Source organism: Dyadobacter fermentans DSM 18053 (assembly GCF_000023125.1).
Lineage (GTDB): Bacteria > Bacteroidota > Bacteroidia > Cytophagales > Spirosomataceae > Dyadobacter > Dyadobacter fermentans.
Window position 1 is genome coordinate 3,390,111 of record NC_013037.1, and the last position, 26,875, is coordinate 3,416,985.

Annotated in this window: 20 protein-coding genes; 10 read left to right on the plus strand and 10 right to left on the minus strand. The window is 52.0% G+C overall.

Annotation, left to right across the window (positions count from 1 at the left end; all coding sequences use genetic code 11):
• Nucleotides 1–4: 4 nt before the first annotated feature.
• From DFER_RS13560 to DFER_RS13585, 6 genes are all read left to right on the plus strand, one after another.
• Nucleotides 5–1,042 carry an App1 family protein phosphatidate phosphatase gene (locus tag DFER_RS13560; protein ID WP_015812207.1) on the plus strand — a complete coding sequence of 346 codons (1,038 nt, stop codon included), beginning with the start codon at nt 5–7 and terminating at the stop codon, nt 1,040–1,042.
• A 106-nt stretch (nt 1,043–1,148) separates the two neighbouring features.
• Nucleotides 1,149–1,835: a response regulator transcription factor gene (locus tag DFER_RS13565; RefSeq protein WP_015812208.1), complete on the plus strand. Its 687-nt coding sequence runs from the start codon at nt 1,149–1,151 to the stop codon at nt 1,833–1,835.
• 7 nt (nt 1,836–1,842) lie between these two features.
• Nucleotides 1,843–3,210 carry a HAMP domain-containing sensor histidine kinase gene (locus DFER_RS13570; RefSeq protein ID WP_015812209.1) on the plus strand — a complete coding sequence of 456 codons (1,368 nt, stop codon included), beginning with the start codon at nt 1,843–1,845 and terminating at the stop codon, nt 3,208–3,210.
• Between the two features lie 116 nt (nt 3,211–3,326).
• Nucleotides 3,327–4,574 (plus strand): TolC family protein, encoded by a 1,248-nt coding sequence (locus DFER_RS13575; protein ID WP_015812210.1) that lies wholly within the window; start codon nt 3,327–3,329, stop codon nt 4,572–4,574.
• A gap of 50 nt (nt 4,575–4,624) precedes the next feature.
• On the plus strand, nt 4,625–5,713 hold the full coding sequence (locus tag DFER_RS13580) for an efflux RND transporter periplasmic adaptor subunit (RefSeq protein WP_041735088.1): 1,089 nt from the start codon (nt 4,625–4,627) through the stop codon (nt 5,711–5,713).
• A gap of 209 nt (nt 5,714–5,922) precedes the next feature.
• Nucleotides 5,923–9,018, plus strand: coding sequence for an efflux RND transporter permease subunit (locus DFER_RS13585; RefSeq protein WP_015812212.1), 3,096 nt, complete (start codon nt 5,923–5,925; stop codon nt 9,016–9,018).
• 12 nt (nt 9,019–9,030) lie between these two features.
• Here DFER_RS13585 and DFER_RS13590 read toward each other — a convergent pair whose 3' ends face one another.
• The 5 genes from DFER_RS13590 to DFER_RS13610 form a co-directional block, all read right to left on the minus strand.
• Nucleotides 9,031–10,461, minus strand: coding sequence for a hybrid sensor histidine kinase/response regulator (locus DFER_RS13590; RefSeq protein WP_015812213.1), 1,431 nt, complete (start codon nt 10,459–10,461; stop codon nt 9,031–9,033).
• Between the two features lie 21 nt (nt 10,462–10,482).
• The gene (locus DFER_RS13595; RefSeq protein WP_015812214.1) at nt 10,483–11,943 is read right to left on the minus strand and encodes a sigma-54-dependent transcriptional regulator; all 1,461 of its coding nucleotides are present in this window, start codon (nt 11,941–11,943) and stop codon (nt 10,483–10,485) included.
• A 31-nt stretch (nt 11,944–11,974) separates the two neighbouring features.
• The gene (rpoN, locus tag DFER_RS13600) at nt 11,975–13,357 is read right to left on the minus strand and encodes an RNA polymerase factor sigma-54 (protein WP_229206249.1); all 1,383 of its coding nucleotides are present in this window, start codon (nt 13,355–13,357) and stop codon (nt 11,975–11,977) included.
• 531 nt (nt 13,358–13,888) lie between these two features.
• Nucleotides 13,889–14,194: a hypothetical protein gene (locus DFER_RS13605; RefSeq protein ID WP_015812217.1), complete on the minus strand. Its 306-nt coding sequence runs from the start codon at nt 14,192–14,194 to the stop codon at nt 13,889–13,891.
• Between the two features lie 11 nt (nt 14,195–14,205).
• Nucleotides 14,206–14,490, minus strand: a complete 285-nt coding sequence (locus DFER_RS13610) for a YtxH domain-containing protein (protein ID WP_015812218.1) — start codon at nt 14,488–14,490, stop codon at nt 14,206–14,208.
• A 376-nt stretch (nt 14,491–14,866) separates the two neighbouring features.
• Between DFER_RS13610 and DFER_RS13615 the strand changes: the two genes are divergently transcribed.
• Nucleotides 14,867–15,244, plus strand: coding sequence for a response regulator (locus DFER_RS13615; RefSeq protein ID WP_015812219.1), 378 nt, complete (start codon nt 14,867–14,869; stop codon nt 15,242–15,244).
• 125 nt (nt 15,245–15,369) lie between these two features.
• Here DFER_RS13615 and DFER_RS13620 read toward each other — a convergent pair whose 3' ends face one another.
• The 3 genes from DFER_RS13620 to pgmB form a co-directional block, all read right to left on the minus strand.
• Complete coding sequence (locus DFER_RS13620; RefSeq protein ID WP_015812220.1) at nt 15,370–17,646, minus strand: tetratricopeptide repeat protein; 2,277 nt, start codon at nt 17,644–17,646, stop codon at nt 15,370–15,372.
• A 140-nt stretch (nt 17,647–17,786) separates the two neighbouring features.
• Nucleotides 17,787–20,102, minus strand: a complete 2,316-nt coding sequence (locus DFER_RS13625; protein ID WP_015812221.1) for a glycoside hydrolase family 65 protein — start codon at nt 20,100–20,102, stop codon at nt 17,787–17,789.
• Nucleotides 20,099–20,749 carry a beta-phosphoglucomutase gene (pgmB, locus tag DFER_RS13630; protein WP_015812222.1) on the minus strand — a complete coding sequence of 217 codons (651 nt, stop codon included), beginning with the start codon at nt 20,747–20,749 and terminating at the stop codon, nt 20,099–20,101. The genes DFER_RS13625 and pgmB overlap by 4 nt, the downstream gene beginning before the upstream one ends.
• Nucleotides 20,750–20,881: 132 nt before the next feature.
• Here pgmB and DFER_RS13635 point away from each other — a divergent pair, with 132 nt between their 5' ends.
• From DFER_RS13635 to DFER_RS13645, 3 genes are all read left to right on the plus strand, one after another.
• A complete protein-coding gene (locus DFER_RS13635; protein WP_015812223.1) occupies nt 20,882–22,621 on the plus strand; it encodes an alpha-amylase family protein in 1,740 nt (579 codons plus the stop codon).
• A gap of 129 nt (nt 22,622–22,750) precedes the next feature.
• On the plus strand, nt 22,751–23,569 hold the full coding sequence (locus tag DFER_RS13640; protein ID WP_015812224.1) for an N-acetylmuramoyl-L-alanine amidase-like domain-containing protein: 819 nt from the start codon (nt 22,751–22,753) through the stop codon (nt 23,567–23,569).
• 7 nt (nt 23,570–23,576) lie between these two features.
• Nucleotides 23,577–24,656 (plus strand): mechanosensitive ion channel family protein, encoded by a 1,080-nt coding sequence (locus DFER_RS13645; protein WP_015812225.1) that lies wholly within the window; start codon nt 23,577–23,579, stop codon nt 24,654–24,656.
• A 131-nt stretch (nt 24,657–24,787) separates the two neighbouring features.
• Here DFER_RS13645 and DFER_RS13650 read toward each other — a convergent pair whose 3' ends face one another.
• The gene (locus DFER_RS13650) at nt 24,788–26,158 is read right to left on the minus strand and encodes a HAMP domain-containing sensor histidine kinase (RefSeq protein WP_015812226.1); all 1,371 of its coding nucleotides are present in this window, start codon (nt 26,156–26,158) and stop codon (nt 24,788–24,790) included.
• Nucleotides 26,155–26,832, minus strand: coding sequence for a response regulator (locus tag DFER_RS13655; RefSeq protein WP_015812227.1), 678 nt, complete (start codon nt 26,830–26,832; stop codon nt 26,155–26,157). The genes DFER_RS13650 and DFER_RS13655 overlap by 4 nt, the downstream gene beginning before the upstream one ends.
• Nucleotides 26,833–26,875 lie beyond the last annotated feature (43 nt).

The window sequence follows — 26,875 nt, forward strand, 5'->3', positions numbered from 1 at the left end:
AGTTATGAAACGTTGTGACTTAAAACTATACCGTGGCTACGCCAATAAAAAGGAACTTGTCGTGTTTGGCCATGTGGTGAAAAAATACCCCTCCGGTGACCGGAAATATACCAGACGCGGGTTTCGCTATGCAAAGACCATCATCGAGCTATTCTCAATTAAAACCATTCCGTTTTTGAAGATTACGCTGCACCTGGGCGACCAAACCTTCGAAACAACCGCAGAAACCGATGGTTACTTTCGTTTTCAGGTCCCGCTCGCGGCCGATATGCCGAGCGGATGGCATACCTACCGTGTAACAGTAGACGACGAACATCACGGCAAAAAGTACCATGCCGAAAGCTCCGAAGAGTTTTTTCTGCCCTACAAAAGCTCCTACGGCGTCATTTCGGATATCGACGATACATTTCTGATTTCGCATAGCCGTCGTTCGTTCAGGAAGTTATTTGTGTTGTTATCCAAAAACGTGCAGGCGCGCAAGCCTTTCGATGACGTGGTGAAGCACTATCAGCTGCTTTCGTTCGCCAGCCGCACGCACCCGCACAAGGACAGCAACATTTTCTTCTACGTGTCGAGCAGCGAATGGAACCTCTATGACATGATCGTCCGATTTGCCGAACTGAACGGGCTGCCGAAGGCTGTTTTGAAACTCAAAAAAATCAAGTCGGGCCTTGATGATTTCGTGATGACCGGGAGCGGATCGCACGAGCATAAGTTGCGGAAAATCCACAATATCATCAATTTCTATCCCGAATTGCAGTTTATTTTACTCGGCGACGATTCTCAGAAAGACCCGGAAATTTACGAGGAAATCTGCCGGACGTTCCCCCAGAGCATCCGTGCCGTGTACATGCGCCAGACGCGCCGGCGGAGCAAGCCGCACGCGACCGCATTGCTCAAAAACATCCAGGACCTGGGCATCGACACCTGCTATTTCGCGCATAGCAACAAGGCGATCATCCATTCGCTCGACACCGGCATCGTGTTCCAGACGCCAGCCGAACCGGAGGTGAAGGAAATTGTGGGCAAAGCGATTTCATGACCTTTCCTGCGGTGCGGCTGGTTGCTCCAACGGCTCACCGACCGCAGCAGTTTGGGCAAATAACCGCACTTTCGTAACTTGACCGTCCCCATTATTTGGAATAACCATGAAAAAAATCCTTATCGTTGAGGATGACCGCCGTATTGCCCAGAACATTTTCCGCGGGCTGGCCGCCGAAAATTTTGAAGCCGAAATCGCCTACGACGGCATTACCGGCAAGCAAATGGCCCTGGAAAAAAAATTCGACCTGGTACTGCTGGACGTGAACCTACCCGGCATGAAAGGCTACGACGTGTGCCAGCAACTCAGGGTCTACAAACCGTCGCTGCCGATCATAATGCTTACAGCATTCGGGGAAATTGAGGACAAAGTGGAAGGATTGAACAGCGGCGCCGACGATTACATTGTTAAGCCATTCGATTTCAGGGAATTGCTGGCCAGAATCTATGCCGCATTGCGGGTTTCTGACCTAATGCACCCCGAAACTTCCGATAAAATCCTCCGCATTGCCGATCTCGAAATGAACCTCGGAACCAAACAGGTGCGCCGGGCCGGCCAGGTGATCGACCTCACGGCCAAGGAATTTGCATTGCTGGAATACTTCCTGCTCCACCGCGGGCGCGTGGTTTCCAAAATGGACCTCGCAGAGCACGTGTGGCACCTCAATTTCGACCCAGGCACCAATGTAGTGGAGGTGTATATCAATTATTTACGTAAAAAAGTGGATAAAGACTTCCCTACGAAGCTCATCCACACCCGGCCGGGCATGGGTTACATTATGAAAGAAGAATAGGCTGCACATGAAGATCAAAGACCGTATCGCCCTCCAATTTACGCTGCTGGTAGCGGGGGTGCTGCTGGTATTTTCCATTGCGATTTACAGCGTTTCGGAGCATTACCGCCAGGAGGAATTTTACGACCGCCTCCGCGGCCGAGCCCGCACGACCTGCCGGCTGCTCGTGAAGGTGAAGGGGATCGATAAGGATTTGCTCAAAGCGATCGACCAGAACACGCTGTCGGAAATGCTTGATGAAAAGGTGCTGATTTTCGATTCGCGGAACGAGCTGATCTATTCCAGCGTCGACGACAAGCTGCTCACTTACCACGCATCGCTGCTGAATGAGGTACGCCAGAAGCAATACATGGAGTTTCACCAGGGCGAGAACGAGGTGATCGGGCTGCTGTACCAGGAAGGGGACGATCCGCTGGTGGTACTGGCCTCAGCCTATGATACTTTCGGGCACAGCAAGTTGCAGAATTTGCGCAGTACATTGGGCTGGGGATTGCTGGCGGGAATGGCGGTTACCGTCGGGCTGGGTATTTATTTTGCAGGAAATGCCTTGAAACCCATTAGCCGCATCAACGCGCAGGTATCGCTGATTACGGCCCAAAACTTGTCGCAGAAACTGGATGAAGGCAACCGGAAAGATGAAATTGCACAGCTAGCCATCAATTTTAATACCGTACTCTACCGGCTCAACAAGGCATTTGAACAACAAAAAAGCTTTGTTTCCCACGCTTCCCACGAGCTCCGGACGCCCCTTGCAGCACTGAAATCGGAAATCCAGCTCGGCCAGCGGTTCAATAAGAATAACCCGGAGATCGAAGAGGTGTTCGCCAACCTGTTTTCGGATACCGAACGGCTTATCAGCATTACCAATAACCTGCTCTTCCTGGCGCGCTCGTATGAGAATATCGGCAGCATGAAGATGTCGCAGATACACATCGAGGACCTGGTTTTTCTTGCCAAAGAAGAACTGCTCTCCTCCCACCCCGATTACAACGTCGTGATCGACTATGAGACGATCCCCGAAAACGAGAACGAAACTGTCGTGGAAGGCAATGAGGAGCTGCTCAAAAGGGTGTTTTCCAATCTGCTGGATAATGCGTGCAAATATTCGTCCGACCATCGTGCGCACATTCTCATTTCATCGGACGATCGGGAATGCGTTGTAAAAGTCCGCGACCAGGGCATAGGCATCAGTAAAGATGATCTGCCGCACATTTTCAACCCGTTTTTCCGGTCTTCGAACGCCACCGAGCTGCCCGGGTTCGGGATCGGGCTTTCCATTTGCCAGCGCATTACGGAGCTGCACCACGGGAGCATTTCCGTGCAGAGCGAAATCGGCCGGGGAAGTGAATTCCGCGTGGTCCTGAACCACGTTTGAGGCATCGGTTAGCCGCCTCTTGCTAGCCCGCCGGGCTTTCTAATTTTTTTCTAAGCTTTTTTTAAGGCTGGTGTAATACCGGTGTCGGAATATCGCATCATTCTAACACGGAAATTATGCGAACCTACTTCACCGGGCTCTTCGTTTTGCTAGCCACGGCCCTACACGCACAGGACACGCTGCGCCTTTCGATACGGCAGGCCGACAGTCTTTTTTTACAACACAACCTCGAAATCCTGGCAGAAAAATACCAGATCGACATTGCGAAGTCGATCGAGGTCCAGGATAAGCTTTGGAACAACCCCACTTTCGGCGTCGAGATCAGCGCCTACAATCCGTCCCGCGGGGCATTCGATGTCGGCAGGAATGGGCAAAAAGCTTTCACGATCCAGCAGCTGATCACCCGCGCGGGCAAACGTAACAAGCAGGTAGCGCTCGACGTCGAATCGACGCGTAGGAGCGAGTATCAGTTCTACAACCTGATCCGCACCTTGAAATTCGAACTGCGGCAGATCTTTTTCGAGTCATATTACCTCGAACAGACCATCGCATTGTATGATAACCAGATCGCGACGCTCACCACGACCGTCAGTGCATTCGACAGGGAATACAATCGCAAGAATATATCGCTCAAAGAGGTTGTGCGGCTGAAAGCGCTGCTATTCGAGCTCACCAATGAGCGCGCTAATATCCTTTTCGAATTACAGGAAAACCAGCGCGACCTCCGCACGCTGCTGAGCACCGAGCAGCCCGTGCAATCGATCGTTGACAGCACCGAAATCCAGCGCTACCATCTCGACCGCTACAACATCGCCGCGCTGAAAGAAAAAGCACTGCAAAGCCGGGCCGACCTGAAAGTGGCGCAATCGGAGACGAAGCAGGCGGAATTAAACTACACCCTGCAAAAAGCCCTGGCAGTACCCGATATCCAGGTAGGCGCCGTGTACGATCAGGCTAGCAACTACCAAAACAACTACTTCGGCGTAAATGCGACCATCGACCTGCCGTTCTTCAACCGGAACCAGGGCAACATCCGCGCCGCCAAAAGCAGCATCAGTTACCATAGAACGGCCGAAAATGCCAAGCTGAATGCGGTAAATAACGAGGTCGACGCGGCGGTGCAGAAGGTTGGCATTGCCGATAAAGCCTTCCAGAGCGTCGAAAGCCAGTTTACCGACCAGTTTCAGCTGCTTAGCAAAGGCATTTACGACAATTTCCAGAAACGGAACATCACGCTGCTCGAATTCATCGACTTCATCGAGACTTACAACGAGAGTATCAAGGAGTATAACCGCCTCCAAGCCGACCGCATTAAGGTGTACGAGGAGCTGAATTACGTCGTCGGCGAAGAACTATTCAATTAAACCAAACTGAACACAACTTATTCACGGCTAAGCCATTAATGCATTTCCCAATGAAAAATACAATGTATGTCGTAACGCTGGTTGCTATGGGCGTGTGGCTGGCATCTTGCGGAACCAAAAAGATTGAAAACGAGGAATCGAAGGCATTTATGCTTTCGGATACGATGATGAGCCGCATTAAAATCGACACGGTACGGACCGAGCCGGTGCGGAATGAACTGACGCTCGTCGGCAAAGTGGTGCCGGACGAAAACCAGGTCATTAAAGTGTACCCGCTCGTGGGCGGCAATGTGGAAGAAGTGGATGTGGAACTGGGCGATAATGTGCGGAAAGGGCAGAAACTCGCCACGATCCGTTCCGGCGAGGTGGCCGATTTTGAGCGGCAAATGATCCAGGCGCAGTCCGATCTCCTGATTGCCCGAAAAAACCTGTCGTCGACCGAGGATTTGTTCGAAAGCAAGCTCGTACCCGAGCGCGATGTGATTTCGGCGCGGCAGATTGTGGATAAAGCGCAAGCCGAGCTGAACCGCGTGAAGGAAGTGTTTTCCATTTATGGTTTGGGCAAATCCACCAATTACACGGTGAAATCGCCCATTAACGGCTTCATCATCGACAAAAACGTGAACCGCGGCATGCAGCTGCGCTCCGACAACTCCGAAAGCCTTTTCACGGTCGGCCAGATCGCCGACGTATGGGTAATGGCCAATGTGAACGAAAGCGACATCCCGCGCATCAAGCTCGGCATGCAGGCGGAAGTGCGCACGATCAGCTTTTCGGACGAAGTTTTCAAAGGCAAGGTCGATAAAATCTACAACGTCCTCGACCCGGACACAAAGGCAATGAAAATCCGCATTCAATTGCAGAATGTAGGTTTCAAACTCAAACCCGAAATGCACGCGACGGTGACGCTTAATTTCGAGGAAGGCGAGCAAATGCAAGCTATCCCGTCCCAATCCGTTATTTTCGACCGCAGCAAGAACTGGGTAATGGTATACCACAGCCGCTCCAAAATCGAAACCCGCCCGGTTGAAGTCTATCGCTCCCTCGCGAACACCACCTACATACGCGAAGGCCTCAAACCCGGAGAAGCGATCATTTCCAAAAACCAGCTACTCGTTTATGACGCGCTGAATGATTAATGTTGAATGATTGAATGATTGAATGACCGAATAGGGCAATCTGCTCGCCCACAAACACGCATTCGCAAATTCCCCGTTCCAAAGCGGCACATTAACGCAATCATTCAATCATTCCCCGTTCCGCGGCGGCTCATTCAATCATTCCCCGTTCCACGGCGGCTCATTCAATCATTCAATCATTCAATCATTCAGTCATTAATCATTGACCAATGAACAAATTCATCCGAGGCATCGTGGGCTTTTCGCTCAAGAACCGGTTCTTCATCTTCTTCATGACAGGCCTGCTGATCGTTTCGGGGGTTGTCAGCTACCAGCATACGCCGCTGGAAGCGTTTCCCGACGTGACCAACACGCAGATCATCATCGTTACGCAATGGAACGGACGCAGTGCGGAGGAAATCGAGCGGTTTGTGACCGTGCCGATCGAAGTCGCGATGAACTCCGTGCAGCAAAAAACCAATGTGCGGAGCACGACCATGTTCGGGCTGAGCATTGTGAAAATCATTTTCGATGATAATGTCGAGGACTTTTTCGCGCGGCAGCAGGTCAACAACCAGCTTCGCACGGTATCGCTGCCCGACGGCGTGGAGCCGGACGTGCAGCCGCCCTACGGCCCTACGGGTGAAATTTTCAGGTTCACATTGCAAAGCAAGGACCGCGACAGCCGCGAGCTGCTCACCTTGCACAAATGGGTGATCGACCGCCAGTTGCGCAGCGTACCGGGTGTAGCCGACGTGGTGGCGTTCGGCGGCCGCGATAAGATTTACGAGGTGCAGGTGAACCCTACCAAGCTCGTGAAATACAACATTACTCCGCTGGAAGTGTACCAGGCTGTTACCAAAAGCAATATCAATGTCGGCGGCGATGTGATCGAAAAGAACGGTCAGGCATATGTGGTGCGCGGGATCGGGCTTTTGAACTCCATCCCTGACATTCAAAACATTATCGTCGAATATGTAAAGGATTACCCCGTGCTCGTAAAAGATGTGGCCGATGTGAAAGAATCCGATATGCCGCGTGTGGGACAAGTGGGGCTGGATGGGAATGATGACGTCGTGGAGGGCATTGTCGTACAACGAAAAGGCGAAAACCCGAGCGAGGTGCTGGCGCGTGTGAAGGATAAAATTGAAGAGCTGAACACGAAAATCCTGCCGCCGGATGTAAAAATGGTCACGTTCTACGACCGTGATAACCTTATCGAATTCTGCGCGCATACCGTAAAGCATAACCTCGTCGAAGGCATTGTGCTGGTGACCGTGATCGTGTTCCTGTTCATGGCCGACTGGCGCACGACAGTGATCGTGTCCATCATCATCCCGCTCGCATTGCTTTTCGCATTCATGTGCCTGAAATTGATGGGCATGTCGGCCAACCTCCTCTCCATGGGCGCGATCGACTTCGGGATCATCATCGACGGTGCGGTGGTGATGGTGGAAGGCATTTTCGTGGCGCTCGACCATCTCGCGCACAAAAATGGGATGGACCGCTACAACAAACTCTCGAAACTGGGCCTCATCAAGCGCACCGGCGGTGAGCTCGGCAAAGCGATCTTCTTCTCCAAACTCATCATTATCACCGCGCTGATCCCCATTTTCAGTTTCCAGAAAGTGGAAGGCAAAATGTTTACGCCGCTTGCTTACACGCTCGGTTTCGCGTTGCTTGGTGCGCTGCTGTACACCCTCACACTGGTGCCTGTGCTTTGCTCTATTTTGTTGAAAAAGAATGTGCGCGAGAAGAGCAACCCGGTGGTTCGCTTCTTTGATAAAACTGTGGTCAGGGGATTTGAATGGTGCTATGCACGTAAAAAACTGAGCGTGGTGCTCGCAACTGCATTCTTGGGGATTACCCTGTTTTCCGCCAAATTCCTGGGCACCGAGTTCCTGCCAACGCTCAACGAAGGCGCATTGTGGGTGGAAGCCAAAATGCCGATGAGCAGCTCCCTGGCCGAAACGGTGAAGATGGTAACCACCCTTCGAGCCAAACTCAACGAATTCCCGGAAGTGAATGGGGTGTTATCTCAAACCGGCCGTTCCAACGACGGCACAGATCCGTCCGGCTTCTATTATGTGCAAATGCAGGTAAACCTGAAACCGAAGGCGGAATGGAAGCGCAAGATCAGCCAGGACGAGCTGATCGAGGAAATGGATGCGAAACTGAAACAATTCCAGGGCATCAACTACAATTATTCACAGCCGATCATCGACAATGTGGCCGAGGCTGTGGCAGGTATGAATGCCAGTAATGCAGTGAAAATCTACGGCGATGACCTCGAAACCCTGAATGCCAAGGCCAATGAGGTACTCGAAAAAATCCAGAACGTGCCTGGTATCAAGGATGTGGGCATCCTGCGCAACATCGGCCAGCCAGAAATCAGTGTGATCCTCCACGACCATAAAATGGCGCAATACGGCGTAAGCATTGCCGATGCCCAGGCCGTGATCGAAATGGCGATCGGCGGTAAAACTGCCTCTATTTTGTACGAAGGAGAGCGGAAATTCGATATCCGGCTACGTTATGAGGAACAATACCGCCGCACCGTCGATGACATTCAGCAACTGATGGTGCCTACCCTCACGGGCGGTAAAATCCCGCTGAAAGAAATCTCCTCCATCCGCACGGTTACCGGGCCGGCATTCGTGTACCGCGACAATAACAAGCGCTTCATCGGGGTGAAATTTTCCGTCCGCGAGCGCGACCTCGGCAGTACCATCGCCGAAGCGCAATCGAAGGTGAAACCGCTGCTTGCGTCGTTACCGAAAGGCTATTCGGTGAGCTGGTCGGGTGAGTTTGAAAACCAGGTGCGGGCTACGGCGCGTTTGGGCCAGGTGGTGCCGATCAGCCTCGTAGGCATATTCATCCTGCTATTCATCATGTTCAGCAATGCGAAGGATGCCGGGCTGGTGCTCATCAATGTGCCGTTTGCATTGATCGGCGGAATACTCGCGCTGCACATCACGCATATGAACTTCGGTATTTCGGCCGGCGTCGGTTTTATAGCCCTTTTCGGCCTCTGCGTTCAGAATGGGGTGATATTGATTTCAGTATTCAACAAAAACCTGGCTGCAAGAATGACACTCGACGAGGCGATACGGGAAGGTGTGAAGTCACGGATCAGGCCGGTGATCATGACGGCACTGATGGCGGCCATCGGGCTGCTGCCGGCGGCTATTTCCACCGGCATCGGCTCCGAAACTCAGAAACCGCTGGCGATCGTCGTGATCGGCGGGCTCATCACCGCAACCGTGCTTACGCTGCTGGTATTCCCGATCATTTACGGGTTTTTCAACCGGAAAATCCGGGCGTGAGCCCGGTAGCGGCTATTTGGCGGATTGAAAGCTGATGGTAAATGTAGTACCCACGCCGAGCTCCGATTGCACTTCGATACGGCCATGATGCGCGTGAATAATGCTCATGGTCGTCGACAGGCCGATACCCATTCCGTTGTTTTTGCCGGTAAAGTAGGGTTCGAAGATCTTGTCCATGTGCTCCTCGCTGATGCCCGCGCCATTGTCGGTAAACATCACCTGGATCTGGTCGCCCTGGCTGCGGGTGGCGATGCGCAACACGCCCCGGTCCTCTTCCATCGCCTCGATGGCATTGGTAATGAGGTTAAGAAAAGCCATTTGCAACGAAACCTGATCAAGCGGCAACGCAAGTTCGTCGCTCGCGAATTCGTTCACGATCTGGATTCTTTTGAGCTGCACGCGGTCGAGCGCCGCATTAATGGCCTGGCTGAGCACCGAATGCACGGAGCTTTCGATCAGCTCGATGTCCTCCGAAGTGGATGGTTGCAGCAGCTGCGTAATGAGGTCGTTAATGCGCGTGCAGTTGCGTTTGATGATTTGTGTGTAAAACTTCTGGTCTTCGTCGGCCAGCTCCATTTCGAGCTGCTCGGCCGAGAGGTTCACATTCGTGAGCGGGTTGCGGACTTCGTGCGCAAGCATGCGTACGAGCCGACCGGTAACCGCCATTTTTTCTGAAAATAACCGCTCTTTTTCCGACTGCTTGCGCGCAGTCATATCATGCAATCGGCCCTGAATATACGGATGGTCGTCGTCCACTTCTACCGATGCCGAAAACAGGCAGTACCGCTTTTCGCCTTCCTTGTTGAGCAGACGTACCTCGTGGTCGTGAATGGGCTGCTCGGCAATGTCTTTCCAGAGTGATGCGAACAGCGGGTCCTCGACGAGCTCTGTAATCTTTTTTTCCTTCAACTGATCACCCGAATAGCCCGTCAGCTGGCTGGCGGCCTCGTTGAAATCGATGATATTGCCTTCGAGGTCACTGATGAACAGGAAATCGTTCGATTCCTCGAACACGCGCCGGTAGCGCCGCTCGCTATGCCGCAATGCTTTCAGCACCGAGGTGCGTTCCAGTGCGTAGCGGATGCTTCTTTCCAGCTTTTCGGCGTCGAGCTCGCTTTTGATCAGGTAATCGGCCGCTCCGAGGCGCAATGCTTCCACGGCGATCTTAGTATCGCCTTTGCCGGTGAGCAGGATAATGGGCTCCTCGCATTCGAAGCTGCAAGCGAGTTCGATCAGGTCTATACCAGTGCTCTCACCGAGAAGGTAATCAAATAGGTAAAGATCGAACTTGTTGTTGCGGATCTGTATTTCGGCTTCCTTGAAAGTGGCACACCAGGTAATATCGAATTTCCAGTTGACAAGGTCCTGAAAATACTCCCGGGTCAGGAAATAGTCATCCTCATCATCATCAACCAAAAGTACCCGGATCAATTTATTGTTCATTCCTCGCTAGCCGTTCCGGTGTCAGATATCAAATTGTTTCATTTTGTTATACAGCGTCTTCCTGTCGATGTTCAATAAACGAGCGGCTTTGCTCTTATTGAAATTAACATCCCGAAGCACCTGCATGATCATATCGTATTCGGCTTCGTTGGCCACTGTTTTCAGGCTGGGCTTGGATTCCTCGCCATCGACATTGTCGGACAGCAGCGAAACTACCGAGCTTGCAGCCGGCGCCGGCTCGTCGTCCAGATCTTTCAAGCGCTTGTAGTTGACGATCTCGAACGGCAATGCCTTTTCCTCGATCAGTTCACCGTCGGAAAGTAGCGTCGCGCGCTTGATCACGTTTTTAAGCTCGCGCAGGTTACCCGGCCACGAGTAGTTGAGGAAATCGTTTTTGACCTCTTCCGAAAACCCTCTTACATTCTTGCCCAGTTCTGCATTGGTGTTTTCAAGGAATGCGCCTGCGAAGAGCATCAAATCGTCCTTGCGGTTCCGCAACGCCGGCACTTCGATCGTAAATTCGTTGAAACGGTAATAAAGGTCTTCGCGGAATTTCCCGTTCCGCGCCGAATCGAGCAATCGCTCGTTACTCGCAACGATGATCCGCACGTCGAGGTCGATCTCTTTTGAGCCGCCGATGCGTCGCATTTTGCGTTCCTGCACCACGCGCAGCAACGCCACCTGGATTTCGTAGGAAAGGTTGGAAACCTCATCCAGAAACAGCGTACCGCCGTTTGCCAGCTCGAAATGCCCGATTTTGGTTTGCAATGCACCCGTAAATGAGCCTTTCTCATGCCCAAACAACTCGCTGCCAGCCAGTTCTTTCGAAATAGCACCGCAGTCCATCGCTACAAACGGCATGTCTTTGCGTTTCGAGCGGTTGTGGATTTCCTGGGCGATCGCTTCCTTACCCGAGCCGCTCTCCCCGTAAATAATCACGCTGAAATTGGTCGGCGCAACCAGGTCCACTTGCCGGAAAAGGTTGTCGGAAACCTCGCTGTTGCCCATCACATAACCTGCCTTCGTGCGCGACTGGCTCTTGCGGGCAGGCTTGGGGGCCTCCGCCATGCCATCGGACGACGCCGGGGCAATGTAATGCTGTTCGTCGTTCTGAGCGGCTTCCGCGTCGGCGATTGCCTTCTTCACCGTCACGAGGATCTCGTCCGGGAAGAGGGGTTTTGTAATGTAATCGTATGCACCCAGTTTCATCACATTCACGGCCACCTTAATGTCGGAATAGCCGGTGATGATCAGTACGGGTACGTTGGGTCTTTTGGATTTGATGGTCGTCAGCAGCTCGGTGCCTGTAATATCCCCGAGCCGGAAATCGGTCATGACCAGGTCCGGCGAAATGGACTCTATCAATGCCAGGCCGTCCTTACCATTCTGGGCAGTTTCTACTATAAAATCATTTTTTGACAAAAAACGCTTCAAAAGGAAGCAAATATCCGCTTCATCATCAACAACAACTATTTTTTTCATGCCGGGTACAAGGGCTTAACTTTGGTTTGCTTTAAATAGTAACTCTCAACCTCGCGGTAGGTATATTCAACTGCTCGCGGTACTTGGCCACGGTCCGTCGTGCAACGGAGTAGCCTTTCACTGCCAGCATATCTGTAATCTGTTGGTCATTATAAGGGTGCCGCTTGTCCTCTTCGCTGACAATCTCGCGGATCGCCTCCTGAATCTCGCGGTTCGAAACTTCGGTTCCGTCCTCATTGGTAACGCCTTCGGTGAACAAGTCTTTCAGCAGCACAATGCCGAATGGCGTCTGAACATATTTGTTGGTCGTTACCCTAGATACGGTAGAAATATCCATATCGATGATTTCCGCCACATCTTTCAAAATCATCGGGCGCAGCTTCTTGATGTCGCCGGTCTGGAAATAGTCGTATTGAAGTTTCACAATGGCTTTCAGCGTGTTCAGCATCGTGTTTTCGCGCTGCTTGATGGCGTCGATAAACCACTTGGCCGAGTTCATTTTATTTTTCAGGAACTGGTTGGTGGCTTTGTCGCGCTTTTCTTCCGCCATTTGGGTGAATACCTTATTCAGCTTCAATGCAGGACTGTTGCCCCAGGTGAGCTGCACTTCGATCTCTCCGTCTTCGGTATACCAAAGCATGAAATCGGGCTTAATGCTTTCGTTCACGATGGCATCGTTCCGCAGGCCCGAGGCCGGTTTCGGGTTGAGCGTCGTGATGAGCTGTATGGCCTTTTTCAACGACTCCTCGTCCAGGCCGGTAATGCGCATAATCTTATCGTAGTTCCGCGAACCCAGTTCGTCGAATGCGTCGCACACGATCTTGTATGCCCATTTCCAGGTATCGTTCTGGTTATCCATCCGGTTGAGCTGGATGAGCAGACATTCCCGCAGGTCACTGGCCGCAATTCCAGGAGGATCGAGCTGTTGGATCACTTTCAGCATCGTGTTCACTTCGTCGGTATCGATAAACATGCTGTTCGCAAATGAAATATCGTCCGCAATTACATCGCTTTCGCGCCGGAGGAACCCGTCTTCATCCAGTGAATCGAGGATGAAGTCGGCGATTAGTTGCTGACGCTCATCCAATTGCAGAAAGTGTACCTGCTGTTTGAGGTCATCCCGGAACGAAATGGCCTCCACCATCGGCCGGGTGTAAAGTTCGTTATCGGCCGACTGGTTGTTTGCATAAGTTTTGTAGTCGGGAATATCATCGTCACGGAACTCATCCCAGTCATAATAGTCCTGAACGGTATTATCGTCGCCACCCGATGAAATATCCGCATCATCGAACTCTTCGGGCGCTTCCTCAGACGTACTATCCTCTTTCCCTTCTTCCAGTATCGGATTTTCTTCCAGCTCCTCCTTAATCCTTTGTTCAAGCTCCATTGTAGTCAGGTGCAGTAAATTCAGCATCTGAATTTGCAAGGGAGAGTATTTTAAAGTCTGTCTCTGCGTCTGCGTCTGTCTTTGCATATAGCAACTAAGGGTAAAATTGATATTCTCTTGGTGCTTTAAATTTACGACTCTTTATCTAATGTTGACTCAACGAAAAGCCGCCTGGCCGAAGATTGCGTAGTTATTTCCACATACTGAGTATTATAATTCAGAATGTAGAGCGAATCCACATTCATGAAACCTTTTACCAGCGCTCGAACCCGTTTTTCCTCGCACCGGTTACACTTTCGTTCTGCCGTCCGGACAGGGCGGAGCTGCCTCCGCGACACGATCCGAACGTCTTGCCATCTCATTGAAAATCAAAAGAAATCGGCATTTCCTATGCTCCGGTCGTGCCATTGGCTTTCTTACTCTGACACATTCGGGAAGCACCGGCGGCGGCATTTGCCCATAGAAAATTCACTATACGAAATGCAAAACCCTTGCCCGCCTGTATACGACAAAACCCTCCGGTTACAGAGGGTTTGCCTTATATCAGATATTCGCCGTTCAGGCCGGCTGCACTGGCTTGTCTTCGGTCGCGTTTTTGACCCAGTACAAACCTTTCAACAGCAGCTCGCGGCCTTCTTCGGCCCCGTATTTCATAATGACCTTCTCCACAAGCAGCGGGGCCACCAGGTTGAGTGGCGTAGGCAGGCGTTTCAGAAACGTGCGCCCGAGCAGGGCACCCACACCTATTTCCACGCCGCGGCCTGCGACTCCGCCCGGCCCGGCGGCCATCAGATCTTTGAAATAACCGACCGTTCCGGAAACCGTTGGCTTCCGTGATGTTGCCGGATCAGTTGCGGGTTCCATGGCAGCGCGACTTAAATGTTTCCTACCTGATGACGGGCCGAATCCACATATTCTTCGGCTTTACCAGCCGCTTCGTTTGCGTATGCTTTGCCTTCCTCTTTAAGACCGGCGGCTGCATTGGCTGCCTTTTCCTTGCTTTTTTCAAGGGCGGCGATCAGGTCTCCGGCTAGGTTGTTCGTTTTCTTTTTCAGCTTTTTGAAAGTCCTTTTGCTGTCTTCCGGGGCGATGAGCAGGCCGATTACAGCACCGGCTACCGCAGCTGTCACTATTCCTAAGATGATTTTGTTCGTCGACATAATTTACTGGATTTTAATGTTGATCTTTCCTTTTCCCCAAATCCGTCGAAAATCCTGTACCAGCGCAGCGAGGCCATTTTGACAACTCACACAAATACCTGTTAATGAGCATATTATTAGTGAATTTAATTTTTACAAAATCATGCACTCCCCAGACGGCACTGTAAAAAATGCGCCCTAAACGGTGTAAAAATGTTACATCCCGCTCCTCGCCGGAGCCTCGAAAATGTGCCCGAAAATACTTTTTTGAAATAGCAAATGGCAGGATTATTGCCTAGTCAACCCAAAGGTTAGTTCGTAATCCCAACGCTGCTTGAAAGCGCCGGAAAATACCTCCACTACCGATGGCTGAAATTATTACTTCTCACACAGCGCTATGAAAATTGTTATTATCGAAGATGAAAGGGATTTGGGAGTGTTGATGCGCAATTTTCTAGTAAGACAACTGAATATTAAAACACCGGAGGGATCGATCCGGGTGGTGGCTTCATTAACGGAGGGTCTCGATTGTGTCAGGGAGATGAATCCCGATTGGATATTCATAGACAATAACTTACCCGACGGAAAGGGCGTAGAGGCGATCCGCCAGTTGCGCGATGTACACCCTGGCAAACCTGCAAAAGTGGTGATGATGAGCGCCATGACCAACTTAAGAGAAGAGGCATTCAGAAACGGGGCCGACTACTTCCTGGACAAACCGATCAGTTTTGTCGAAGTCAAGAATATCTTCACAAAACTCACCGGCGATATCTGAAACGCGATTATCTGGCATTGATTAAAATAGTGGAAAAACTTTCATCAGTTGGGGATTTCACCTTGCCTGCCGTGGAAAATTTTGCTCAAAACGTGTTATTTGGACAGTTTAGTCGAGGTTAACTTCTAAAACAGGATCGGACATTTGGTTCCCGATCGGCCCCTGCTGCCCGGCATCCGGACCTTCTGACTGTGGTAACGCACACGCTTCTTTTTAACGGCCGGCACCTTCTTCTTCTCATAAGGCACCAGTTTGAAGTCATATTCAGGGATAAAGTAATCTTCCTTGTATTCGGCCACGGGCAGTGGCATGTAATGCCTCCCCGGGAAAGTCAGTACGTCATATTCGTAATCATAGAGATAGATCGTCACAAAACCGTCACGGCTGTATTTAATGCCGATATCGGAAAACGGGCTGTTTTCGTCGGACGACGCCACCAGCCGCATCATTTCCTTCTGCTTGCCTTTCACCAGCACCGACATATTGTATTGAAAAACCCGGTGCAGCGAGTCGATCTGGAGCGCGACGCCGAGGTAGTATTTGGCATCTTTGAGGCGCTCCTGGCCTGCGTACATCACCGCAGTGTTGTTCAGCGCGCTTTTGTCCTGATAGCTCTGGTAACTTAGTTTGGCATCGTCGTACCGCTCCATGTACCGATACACATTGCCCTGGTTCACATTGTAAAACTTGCGTCCCGGCGCGGCGTCCATCGCGAGCTTAAAGTCCTCAAACGCACCGTCGTACCGCGTGTTCGCTTCGTTCACCTGGTGTTTCTGGTCATGCCGGTTACCGATATATGCCTGAACGATCCCGTGATTATTATGCAGGAAAGGCAGCTCCGGCTTCTCGCGCACGAGGCTGTCGAACACCGCCATCGACTTGTCGAGCTGGTCGTTTTCAAGCAATGCAATGCCCCAGCCATTCTGCGCATTTACGTTGGACGGATTGAGCGACACTGCCTTTTTAAACACCTGATACCCTTTTTTGTACATATCAAAATGCAGTAGCAGGTTGCCGTAATTGCTCCACATCAGGTCGTAACCCTGTTCATATTGCAGCGCCCTGGCCAGGTATTGCCCCGCTTCGGAATACCGCTTCGAATCGATCATGATGCCGCTCAGCCCGGCCAGCGCCTCGTAGCGCGCGGGGTCGAGTTTGATCGCTTTCTGGAAATCCTCCTGAGCCTGGGAGGTTTGTTTGAGATAGTATTCGGAAAAAGCTTTGGTTACGAACAGGTCCGCGAAGAACTTATTGTCCTCGTTCAGCGCCTTCTCGCCCTTCTTGAAATCCCGCAATGCGAGGTCGTACTTTTTCTGCCCGTAGTAAGCGACCGCCCGGCCCAGGTAAGCCGGCAGGTAGGTAGAATCTTTCTTGATCACCCGGTCGAAAAGGTTGAAGGCCGTCTGGTACTCGTGTTTGGACAAATGCGTGTTCGCGATGCCCGATTGCAGCGCGGGCGTTTCCCTTTTCAGCGTCGAGGCGAGCTTATAGTACCGCTGCGCCTCGCCGGTTTGTTGCAGGCCGTAGCTCGAATGCGCCATACCCAGGTAGGCGTCGCCGCGGAATGTGCGGTCGTCGGTTTCGAGGTATTTTTCAAAAACGGCTTTCGCCATGCCGAACTGGTTGAGCGAAAGCAATGCATTGGCGTAGCGGATCTGCGCTTTTGGGTGCGTGCGGGCCACCTTCTCGAAATCCTTCACGGCGCGTTTCTCATTGCCGGTCCGCATCAGGATATCGCCTCGTTGAAGGCGGTATGCCATTTCGTCCTTTTGCCGGATCGCCGTGGTGATCTCGGCCACGGCCTCTTCCATGCGCCCGCCGTATTTGTGCACCATCCCGATGTTGAAGTTCCATTTCCCGCCGGTGCTTTTGGCCGAATTGTCACTGGCAAATTGCTCCGCCTCCTGGAATTTTTTCTGCCTTGCTAATGCAACAAGCGTGTTCAGCTTAGCCTCCGAACTCCCCGGCGATTGTCCGAAATCGTTCCTGGCCGCATCGAATTTCCCCGAAAGCAATGCAAAAAGCCCGCGGTTGTAATGCATTTGCTGGTCCGACTCGCCGAAATCCAGCGCTTCCATGATGTGCAACGCCTTTTGGTAATTGCCTGAAAGCGCCAGGATCACTGCCTCATTATTCATTCGCTGAGCGGAATCGGACGATTGGAATGCCTGCTTATGGTAGAGGGCGTATGCCGCCTGAAGGTTACGGATGCCGCGCTGATATTTCTCGTCGCGGAGCAACGCAGGATTATTATCCTCGAATGACTTGTTGAACGTAGGTAGAAGTTCTTTTACAATCCGCTGGCACTCACTAAAATCCTGCGCTGACAAAGGCTGGGGCGATAACGCCTTCAACATCAGCAACATACCTGTCAATACAAGTAAGCGGATTTTCTGTACCATGGGGGTGCTTAATGGTTCAAAAGCCACTAACCTACAAGTAATCAGGGAAATTTACAATTATTGCTATGACCGTTTGCTAAATTTCAATTAAAATATAATTTTTTGAATAAATAACATCATTTTAAGTAAACCATCGGTGATTAAAGTTGCACAGAAGCCAGCGCATCCACAAACACCTTCTGATCATTCACCAGCACTGTAATGCCGCTATCTGACACATTTTCAATTGAAACGCTCCCTTTCGACACCGAAACTTTCAACAAACTCCCCCGAAACCCGATCCGGAACGAGTAGCCCTGCCACTGTTCGGGAAGATAGGGCTTGAACGACAGCACTCCGTCTTTCACGCGCTGGCCCGCGAAGCCTTTCACGACGCTCATCCAGGTGCCGGCCATCGAAGTAATATGCAGGCCGTCCTCGGTATCGTTGTTGTAGTCGTCGAGGTCGAGGCGCGCGGTGCGCAGGTACATTTCATAAGCCTTCTCGCGCAGGCCCAGCCCGGCGGCGAGGATTGAATGTACGCAGGGTGATAGCGACGATTCGTGGACCGTCATGGGCTCGTAAAAGTCGAAATTCCGGCGAATGGCCCCCGCATCAAATTCGTGTTCGAAGAAATACAGGCCTTGCAGCACATCCGCCTGTTTGATAAAGCACGACCGCAATATCCTGTCCCACGACCACCGCTGGTTGATCGGCCGCTGGTCGGCAATGTCCGTTACGGTGAGCAATTGCTTGTCCAGGAATCCCTGCTGCTGCAAAAACACCTGCCGGTTGGGATCGAACGGGTAATGCATGTTGTCGACGATATGCTTCCAGTCGGCAAGCTCGGTGTTAAGTTGCAGATTGGTTTTGAAAATGACCTCGTTCAGTTTCCTGGAATCTTGTTTCCACAGCTTGTCGATCACCTCGAGCGTGTAACGGAGCGTCCAGCAGGCGATGTAATTGGTATACCAGTTGTTATTGACATTATTCTCATACTCATTAGGCCCCGTCACACCCAGCATCACATATTGCCCCTTCTCCTCCGACCAGTTGACCCGCTGCTTCCAGAACCGCGAAATGCCGATGAGCACTTCCAGGCCCCGATCCGTCACGTAGCTTTCATCTCCGGTGTAGCGGGTGTAGTCGTAAATGGCGTAGGCAATGGCCCCGTTCCGGTGAATTTCTTCGAAAGTGATCTCCCATTCGTTATGGCATTCCTCGCCATTCATGGTCACCATCGGGTAAAGCGCCGCGCCTTCGGAAAAGCCAAGTTTGGCTGCGTTTTCAATGGCTTTCTGCAAATGCTTGTAACGGTAAACGAGCAGGTTGCGCGCCACTTTGTCATCGGCCGTGGAGAGGTAAAACGGAATGCAGTATGCTTCGGTATCCCAATAGGTGCTGCCGCCGTACTTTTCCCCGGTAAAGCCTTTCGGACCGATGTTCAGGCGCTCGTCTTCGCCGGTGTAGGTTTGATTTAAATGAAAGATATTGAAGCGGATACCCTGCTGCGCGGCCACGTCGCCGGCGATGGTAATGTCGTTTTTCTCCCACTTGCCTGCCCACGCCTGCACATGCTCCGCGTACATGCGGTCGAAGCCCTTGTCGGCAATGCGGGCGATGTAGGCTTTGGCTTTGGGCAACAGCTCATCGTGCGCATAGTTTGCCGACGACAGGTTGACCGCATATTTATAGATCGTAAGCTCCTGCCCTTCCTTCACTTCCAGCTGCGTGCTGCCGTTCACATATTTGTCCTGCGCTATATATTGCACAGCCGGCTCGGCGGGCATGCCGTTCAGTTTAAAATCGAACTTCATTCCCGTAGCGACGCGGAATTGCTCCACCTGGTAGGGATTGCTTTTCGTTTCGAGCACCAGGTAACCTTCGCAGGCCTGCGCCTCGTGCGCGATCCCGTTCCAGAACGACTCGTCGTAGTTCGAATCGCGGTTGCGGATGTTGCCGTCGAGGAAAGGGGTAATGCTGAAATGGTCGGTAAAATTGAGCGGCACCATGCTGTAACTGATTGCTCCGGCCTCGTCGTCGGCCATGCTGCAAAAACGCTTGGAATGGATGCGCAGCTTCCTGCCGCCGGAGAGCGTCACTGTGGCAGTGCGGTCGAGCACGCCTTCCTTCATATTGAGTACCCGCTTGAAATCGTCGATTTTGCAGGTATTCAGGTCGAGCAAATCGGCACCGATGCGGATTTCGATGCCCGCCCAGTTACAGGCATTGAGCACTTTGGCAAAATAATCGGGATACCCGTTTTTCCACCAGCCTACCCTTGTTTTATCAGGAAAATACACCCCTGCCACATAGTTACCGAGCAGTGTTTTGCCTGAATACCCTTCTTCAAAATTACCCCGCTGGCCCATGCGGCCATTGCCGAGGCTCATCAGGCTTTCTGTGATTTCGTTATGTTCGGGGTGAAAACCTTCTTCTACGATGCACCATTCATCGTGCGTAATGTAATTCTTCATATGTTTTCCAATTGCGGCAAACCAAAATTTTCAAAACCGGGGATCACGATATCGGCTTCCGTGAGGATGGACGCCTCCCCTATTCCCACTGCGAGCATTCCGGCCGCTTTGGCGGATTGCACACCAGCCACGGCATCCTCGAACACCACGCAATGCGCCGGCGGTACATTCAAATCGGATGCGCCCATGAGGAACACCTGCGGGTCGGGCTTGCCTTTTGTAATGCGGTTGCCGTCCACAATCGTATCGAAGTAATGCAGCATGTTTATCCTTTCGAGAATCACTTTGGCATTCTTGCTTGCTGAGCCCAAGCCGCTCGGGATGCTGTTTTGTTTCAGCTCGTCGAGGAAACGGCGCACGCCGGGCAATGCGTCGTCGGGCGTCATTTGCATGCATAGTTCGAGGTAGCGGGCATTTTTGGCGGTGGCCCTGCGGATTTTCTCCTCGTCGGACAACAGGACGCCGCCGATGGACAACACGATATCGAGCGATTCCATGCGGCTGATCCCTTTGAGTCGTTCGTTTTCTTCACGTGTGAGGTCGAAACCGAGGTCTTGCGCCATCTCGCGCCAGGCAATGTAATGGAACTGCGCAGTGTCCACGATCACCCCGTCGAGATCAAAAAGGCAAGCTTGTATTGAGGGCATATCATTTCAATTTTAATATCTTGCAAAATAGTAAAAATTAGCAATTTGCTGCGCCAGGGCCGAAATACGGGCTTTCACGCCCCGCCAGAAGGCGCTGCCGACTTTCCTATTACATTCATAAAACAGAAAGAGATGCCTGCCGTCAACAAGGACAAATTCGTTATATACCAGATATTTACACGACTCTTCGGCAACCGGAACACGACCAACAAGGTGTACGGGACGATCGAAGAGAACGGGTGCGGAAAATTCAACGACATCGACGATACCGCACTGGCCGCATTGAAGGATTTCGGCGTCACGCACCTTTGGTACACCGGCGTGCTCGAACATGCCACGCTCACCGATTATTCGCAATTCGGCATTAATCCCGACCATCCGCTGATCGTAAAAGGCATTGCCGGCTCGCCTTATGCCGTAAAAGATTATTACGATGTGGACCCCGACCTCGCCGTGGAGGTGCCAAACCGGATGCAGGAGTTCGAAAACCTCGTCGCGCGTACGCATTCCCACGATTTGAAAGTAATCATCGACTTCATTCCGAACCATGTCGCCCGGCAATACCAGTCCGACGTCCGCCCCGAGGGCGTGCGGGATTTTGGTGAAGATGACGACGACACGGTTGATTTTAGCCCTTCCAATAACTTTTATTACATTCCAAACCACGACTTTGTGGTGCCCGAAGGCCACAAACCGCCGCTGCCCGTGACAACGCCCTACCACGAGCGTCCCGCCAAAGCCACCGGCAACGACGTGTTCCAGGCCCAGCCGAGCCAGTACGACTGGTACGAAACCGTAAAACTGAACTATGGCGTGGATTACCTCAACGGCCGCGCATTGCATTTCGACCCTGTTCCTTCCACCTGGCTCAAAATGCGAGATATCCTTATTTACTGGACGCGCAAAGGCGTGGACGGTTTCCGTTGCGACATGGCCGAAATGGTGCCGGTGGAGTTCTGGGGCTGGGTAATCCCGGAAGTGAAGCACGAAAATCCTGCGGTGATCTTCATCGCGGAGATCTACAATCCATCCGAATACCGGAATTACATCGAGTCGGGCAAGTTTGATTACCTGTACGATAAGGTGGGGCTGTATAATTCGCTGCGCCGGATCGTGGAGGGGAATGGAACGGCGGAGGACATTACGCGGGTATGGCAGCAGGAGTCGGGCGATTTCAGCGAGCATATGCTGCGGTTTCTGGAAAATCACGACGAGCAGCGCATTGCGTCGCGCTACTTTGCCGGGAACCCGTGGACGGCCCTGCCTGCGATGGTATTGAGCGCCACACTGCACACGGGGCCGGTAATGCTCTATTTCGGACAGGAATTGGGCGTGGACCCTACCGAACAGGAAGGTTTCCAGGGTGAGGACGGCCGCACCACCATTTTCGATTACTGGGGCGTTCCCGAGTTTCAGCAATGGGTGAATGGCGGCCGGTATGATGACGCGCTGCTCACGACCGAGCAGAAAACGCTCCGCAGCTTTTACAAAGATTTGAATGAATTTGTATTGAAAAACGAAGCCGTGTATGCCGGCGGATTCTATGACCTGCAATATGTGAATGCTTATGGGCAGTCTGCCAACTACGACAAAACAATCATTTACAGCTATTTACGCCACACAGCTAATCAAAAATTGCTGTTTGTGTACAACTTCCACGAATCCCGCACCGTAGAAACGACAATTAAAATACCGCAGGATGCCTGGGCCAATGTGCTGAAACTGGGCAAGACCGGCTCGTACAAACTTCGCCCCGTGTTTCCCGTCGGAATGGTGCAGGTGCAGCTTCGGACGGCCGATATTACTTCCACGGGCGTGGGCATCGAACTCCCACCGATTTCCGCGTTTGTATTCGAGATTGTGGCGAAGTAACCCGGCCAAAGGCGCCGCGCCCGTTGCAAAACGGGCCTTTGATCACTAATTTTACATAATCCGCCAGTTTCCCGCATGGCCTGGCAATGATTTTTTGACGTAAACGTACCCTGGTTTAAAGACATAAGTATGATCAGATTTGTAGTGCTTTCCATTTTGATGCTGGGTGCTGTGGCCTCGTTCGGGCAAGCCAGCCTGCAAAAGACCTTTGTGCAGAAAATGGAGCTGCCCGCCAGTCCGGACATCGGTACGCAGGTCCTGCGGATCAGCGAATCATTCCTGGGCACGCCCTACGTGGCCGGCACGCTGGAAGGTAACCCGACAGAGCGGCTCGTTTGCAAGTTCGATGGCCTCGACTGCACTACATTGGTAGAAAGCGTGATCGCACTGGCGGTTGCCAAAACGGAAAATGCGACTTTTGAAGAATACAAAAATGAACTGACCCGCCTGCGCTACCGCGAAGGCATTATCGACGGCTACCCCTCGCGGCTGCATTATATCCTCGACTGGATGTACGAAAACCAGAAACGCGGGCGCCTGGAAAACATCACCGCGAAAGTAGGTGGTGTGCCTTTCAACAAGGAAATCAACTTTATGACCACGCACGCGAACCTTTACCCCTCTCTCGCGCCCAGCGACGTGTATGAAAAAGTGAAGGAACAGGAAGCGGTGATCAATTCGCGTGAACACCGGTATATTCCTAAAAATGCCATCCAGAAAGCCGAACCAATGCTGCACGACGGCGACATCGTCGCGTTCACCTCGTCGGTGGAAGGGCTGGATGTGAACCATATGGGCATTATTTCGAAAGTTGGCAGCCGCGCGTACCTGATACACGCTTCGCTGACTGGCAAGAAGGTGATCATGACGAGCGTGCCCCTGGCGGAGTATGTCGCTTCGGTTCCGAAACACACGGGCATGATCGTGGCCCGGCTCAACGATATCTGATTAGTGAATGGATTTTATCGACCTTATTAATTACCGCAATTCTCCCTGGCTCTTGCTGCTGCTCGCCGGCACCATCGGGTTGGTGATCAGCATTATTGTCATCAGCCTTATCCGGGTTACCGCTTCGAGACGGGACTGGACCGTGGTGCGCGCCATCCGCGAGAACCTCACCAGCGTGCTGCATTTCTTTGTGCCGATCACGCTCATTACGGCTACCGCCAAAACGTATACTTATTCCAATCCGGAATACGACTGGGTTTTCGCATTGAGTAAAACCGCGCTCATCGGCATTACGACCTGGCTCATGGCCCGGATCGTGATCATCGTGGAGCGCATTCTGATCGATAAGCTCGATTTCAACTCCCCCGACAACAACCAGGCGCGGCGGCTTTTTACGAAGATCAAATTCGTGAAACGCATTGTCGTGATCATGGTCGTGACGATCGGCGTTTCGATACTGCTGCTCAGCTTCGAAAGCGTGCGGCAATATGGCGTGGGAATACTCACTTCCGCCGGTATCGCTTCGGTGATCATCGGTTTCGCGGCGCAGAAATCGCTGGCCAACCTCATGGCCGGTATTCAGATCGCATTTACGCAGCCAATCAAGATCGACGACGTGGTGATTGTGGAAGGCGAATGGGGGCGCATTGAGGAAATTAACCTGACTTACGTGGTCGTTAATATCTGGGACCTGCGGCGCATTGTACTTCCGATCACCTATTTCATCGAAACGCCGTTCCAGAACTGGACCCGGAATGATAGCGCACTTACCGGCACTGCATTCTTTTACCTCAATTACCACACGCCCGTCGATAAGCTGCGCGCGAAACTGAAAGAGGTGCTCGACAGCACACCGCTTTGGGACGGACGTGCGTGGGCATTGCAGGTTACCGATACGCAGGGGCAACTGATGGTGATCCGCGCGCTGATGTCGGCCAGGAATTCGGGCGAGACGTTCGACTTGCGTTGCCTGGTGCGAGAAAAGCTGATCGAATTTATTTCCAACGAGCACCCGGAGGCATTGCCCGCTACGCGCGTGGAAGAACAGACGCAGACGAAATTCCGGGTTTCGGAAACGGGTATTTAAAAAATTGGCCTCCGGAAGCTCCGAAGGCCAGTCTTTTCTTACTACTCACCTAACTCAATTTAACTCAATGCGATTACTGCAAAAGAGCTTTTCCCTTGTTAAAGAGGCATTAACGCTGTATTAAAAAGGAGTTAAAAAGGTGGGAATTTCAAAATGAATGTCGTGCCGCTGCCTAGTGCCGACTCTACTTCAATGCTGGCGCCCTGCATATTGATGATCCGCTTCGTAAGTGCCAGCCCGATGCCATACCCCGCCTTGCTGATCGTGGACTGGCTGCGGTAGAATGTATCGAAAATGTACGGCAGCTCTTCCGGGGCAATGCCGATTCCCATATCGCGGAAGTAAATGATGATCAGCCTGTTTTTGATTTCCAGAAAAACGTTGCAGGTTTTATCGGGCGAGTATTTGCAGGCATTGTCCATCAGGTTCAAAAATGCAGTCCTGAGCAGGCTTTCGTCGCCAAAGCGTTTTAGTTGCTCCTCGTCCTCGGGTATTTTGTCGTAATGAATATGCACCTGGTAACCCGGGTTTTTCTGCTGCACCGAGCCTTTTGCATGCCATAATACTTCGTCGATCCGTATTTTCGAGAATGTGCCCTTGAATGTTTTCTCTTCCGTCCGGGCCAGTTCGAGCAGGCGGTTTACGAGCTCGTTCATTTCTTTTGCTTCGGACCATATTCCCTTCAATGCATCCTGGTATTCGGCCGGCGACCGCTCTTTCATCAGGCTCAGCTCGGCTTCGCTCATGATGAGCGCCAGCGGCGTGCGCAGCTCGTGCGACGCGTGCGACACGAAGTTTTTCTGGGCCACGAATGCGATTTCAAGGCGGGTCAGCATTTGGTTGAACGTTTCCGCGAGCAATGCTAGCTCGTCTTTTTCACGTCCTACCCGCACTTTTTCATGCAGATTACCGGCTGAAATGTTGTTGACCTGGTCGATAATGTCCGCCACGGGTTTGATGGCGTCATTCGAAAATTGCCAGCCGGCCACGCCCACCAGGATCATGGACAGCAACCAGCCTACGAGCAGGATTTCGCGGAGGCGGTTGAGCTGATTCATGCCCAGGTAGTCGTTCGCGATTACCACGATCACCCACGGCTTCCGGTGGTCCTGCAAAATGTGCCGGATGATGATGACTTCCTTTTTGTTGTGTTTCGTATGGATTTCCTTGCCGGCCCGCGCCTCGGTGAGCATGGTTCTCGACAGCGTGAGGTTTTCTTTTCCGCTCACGAATATGATTGAGTCGGAGCCGTCGTAAATGGTGATTTCTTCGTCGAGCAGGATCGTTTTGTTCTCTTTCTCGATCTTCTCGATATCCGCCTTGCTGATGCCGTGGCTGGCTTCTACCAGCTGGGCGATCGTCTGGCCGCGCTCGTTCAGGAAAGAATAGAACTGCTTTTCGCGGTATTGATCGTAAAAAAAGTAAATGGCCAGACAGAAAAGCGCCATGATGGAGCCTACCAGCATGGTAAAAAGCATCGTCAGGCGCGATTTGATATTCATTCTTCCTTGAAAATATATCCCATACCTACCACTGTGTGTATCAGCTTGGTAGGATAGTCTTTATCGACTTTTTTGCGGAGAAAATTAATGTAAACGTCGATTACGTTGGTGCCGGTATCGAAGCGGATGTCCCACACCTGCTCGGCAATGTCCACCCGCGAAACCACGCGCCCGCGGTTGCGCATGAGGTATTCGAGCAATGCGAATTCCTTGGCGGTGAGGTCAATGCGGTTGCCGCCTCTCCGGGCTACTTTTTCGTCGAGGTTCAGTTCGAGATCGGCCAGGGTGAGTACCTGGCTGGATTGCTCGCGAACGCTATTGCGCTGCGAAAGGACTTTGATGCGCGCAATGAGTTCCCGGAATTCGAACGGTTTGACGAGGTAGTCGTCCCCACCGGCTTCGAAACCGTCCAGCTTGTCGTCGATCGTGCCCAATGCGGTGAGAAACAGGATCGGGGTGGTGAGGCCGTCGGCGCGGAGTTGTTTGGCAAGGTCGTAGCCGTTGAGGAGCGGCAGGTTCACATCCAGGATGATTACGTCGAATCGGTAATTGGAAGCCATTTTCTTACCGACTTGTCCGTCATAAGCCAGTTCCACCTCCCAGGACTGCTCTTCGAGCCCTCTTTTCAAGAATCCGGCGAGTTTCGGTTCGTCTTCAACGATAAGTATTTTCATAGGAAGATCGGGCGGTTTAAAGTGCCAAATGTTGCACAGATTT

What these genes read in the sequence shown, in the direction of transcription:
- DFER_RS13585 (WP_015812212.1), top strand. Translation starts at nt 5,923, where the DNA reads ATGAACAAATTCATCCGAGGCATCGTGGGCTTTTCGCTCAAGAACCGG.
- DFER_RS13655 (WP_015812227.1), bottom strand. Translation starts at nt 26,832, where the DNA reads ATGAAAATACTTATCGTTGAAGACGAACCGAAACTCGCCGGATTCTTG.
- DFER_RS13615 (WP_015812219.1), top strand. Translation starts at nt 14,867, where the DNA reads ATGAAAATTGTTATTATCGAAGATGAAAGGGATTTGGGAGTGTTGATG.
- DFER_RS13650 (WP_015812226.1), bottom strand. Translation starts at nt 26,158, where the DNA reads ATGAATATCAAATCGCGCCTGACGATGCTTTTTACCATGCTGGTAGGC.
- DFER_RS13635 (WP_015812223.1), top strand. Translation starts at nt 20,882, where the DNA reads ATGCCTGCCGTCAACAAGGACAAATTCGTTATATACCAGATATTTACA.
- DFER_RS13640 (WP_015812224.1), top strand. Translation starts at nt 22,751, where the DNA reads ATGATCAGATTTGTAGTGCTTTCCATTTTGATGCTGGGTGCTGTGGCC.
- DFER_RS13580 (WP_041735088.1), top strand. Translation starts at nt 4,625, where the DNA reads ATGAAAAATACAATGTATGTCGTAACGCTGGTTGCTATGGGCGTGTGG.
- DFER_RS13620 (WP_015812220.1), bottom strand. Translation starts at nt 17,646, where the DNA reads ATGGTACAGAAAATCCGCTTACTTGTATTGACAGGTATGTTGCTGATG.
- DFER_RS13575 (WP_015812210.1), top strand. Translation starts at nt 3,327, where the DNA reads ATGCGAACCTACTTCACCGGGCTCTTCGTTTTGCTAGCCACGGCCCTA.
- DFER_RS13625 (WP_015812221.1), bottom strand. Translation starts at nt 20,102, where the DNA reads ATGAAGAATTACATTACGCACGATGAATGGTGCATCGTAGAAGAAGGT.
- DFER_RS13570 (WP_015812209.1), top strand. Translation starts at nt 1,843, where the DNA reads ATGAAGATCAAAGACCGTATCGCCCTCCAATTTACGCTGCTGGTAGCG.
- DFER_RS13590 (WP_015812213.1), bottom strand. Translation starts at nt 10,461, where the DNA reads ATGAACAATAAATTGATCCGGGTACTTTTGGTTGATGATGATGAGGAT.
- rpoN (WP_229206249.1), bottom strand. Translation starts at nt 13,357, where the DNA reads ATGCTGAATTTACTGCACCTGACTACAATGGAGCTTGAACAAAGGATT.
- DFER_RS13610 (WP_015812218.1), bottom strand. Translation starts at nt 14,490, where the DNA reads ATGTCGACGAACAAAATCATCTTAGGAATAGTGACAGCTGCGGTAGCC.
- DFER_RS13595 (WP_015812214.1), bottom strand. Translation starts at nt 11,943, where the DNA reads ATGAAAAAAATAGTTGTTGTTGATGATGAAGCGGATATTTGCTTCCTT.
- pgmB (WP_015812222.1), bottom strand. Translation starts at nt 20,749, where the DNA reads ATGCCCTCAATACAAGCTTGCCTTTTTGATCTCGACGGGGTGATCGTG.
- DFER_RS13565 (WP_015812208.1), top strand. Translation starts at nt 1,149, where the DNA reads ATGAAAAAAATCCTTATCGTTGAGGATGACCGCCGTATTGCCCAGAAC.
- DFER_RS13645 (WP_015812225.1), top strand. Translation starts at nt 23,577, where the DNA reads ATGGATTTTATCGACCTTATTAATTACCGCAATTCTCCCTGGCTCTTG.
- DFER_RS13605 (WP_015812217.1), bottom strand. Translation starts at nt 14,194, where the DNA reads ATGGAACCCGCAACTGATCCGGCAACATCACGGAAGCCAACGGTTTCC.
- DFER_RS13560 (WP_015812207.1), top strand. Translation starts at nt 5, where the DNA reads ATGAAACGTTGTGACTTAAAACTATACCGTGGCTACGCCAATAAAAAG.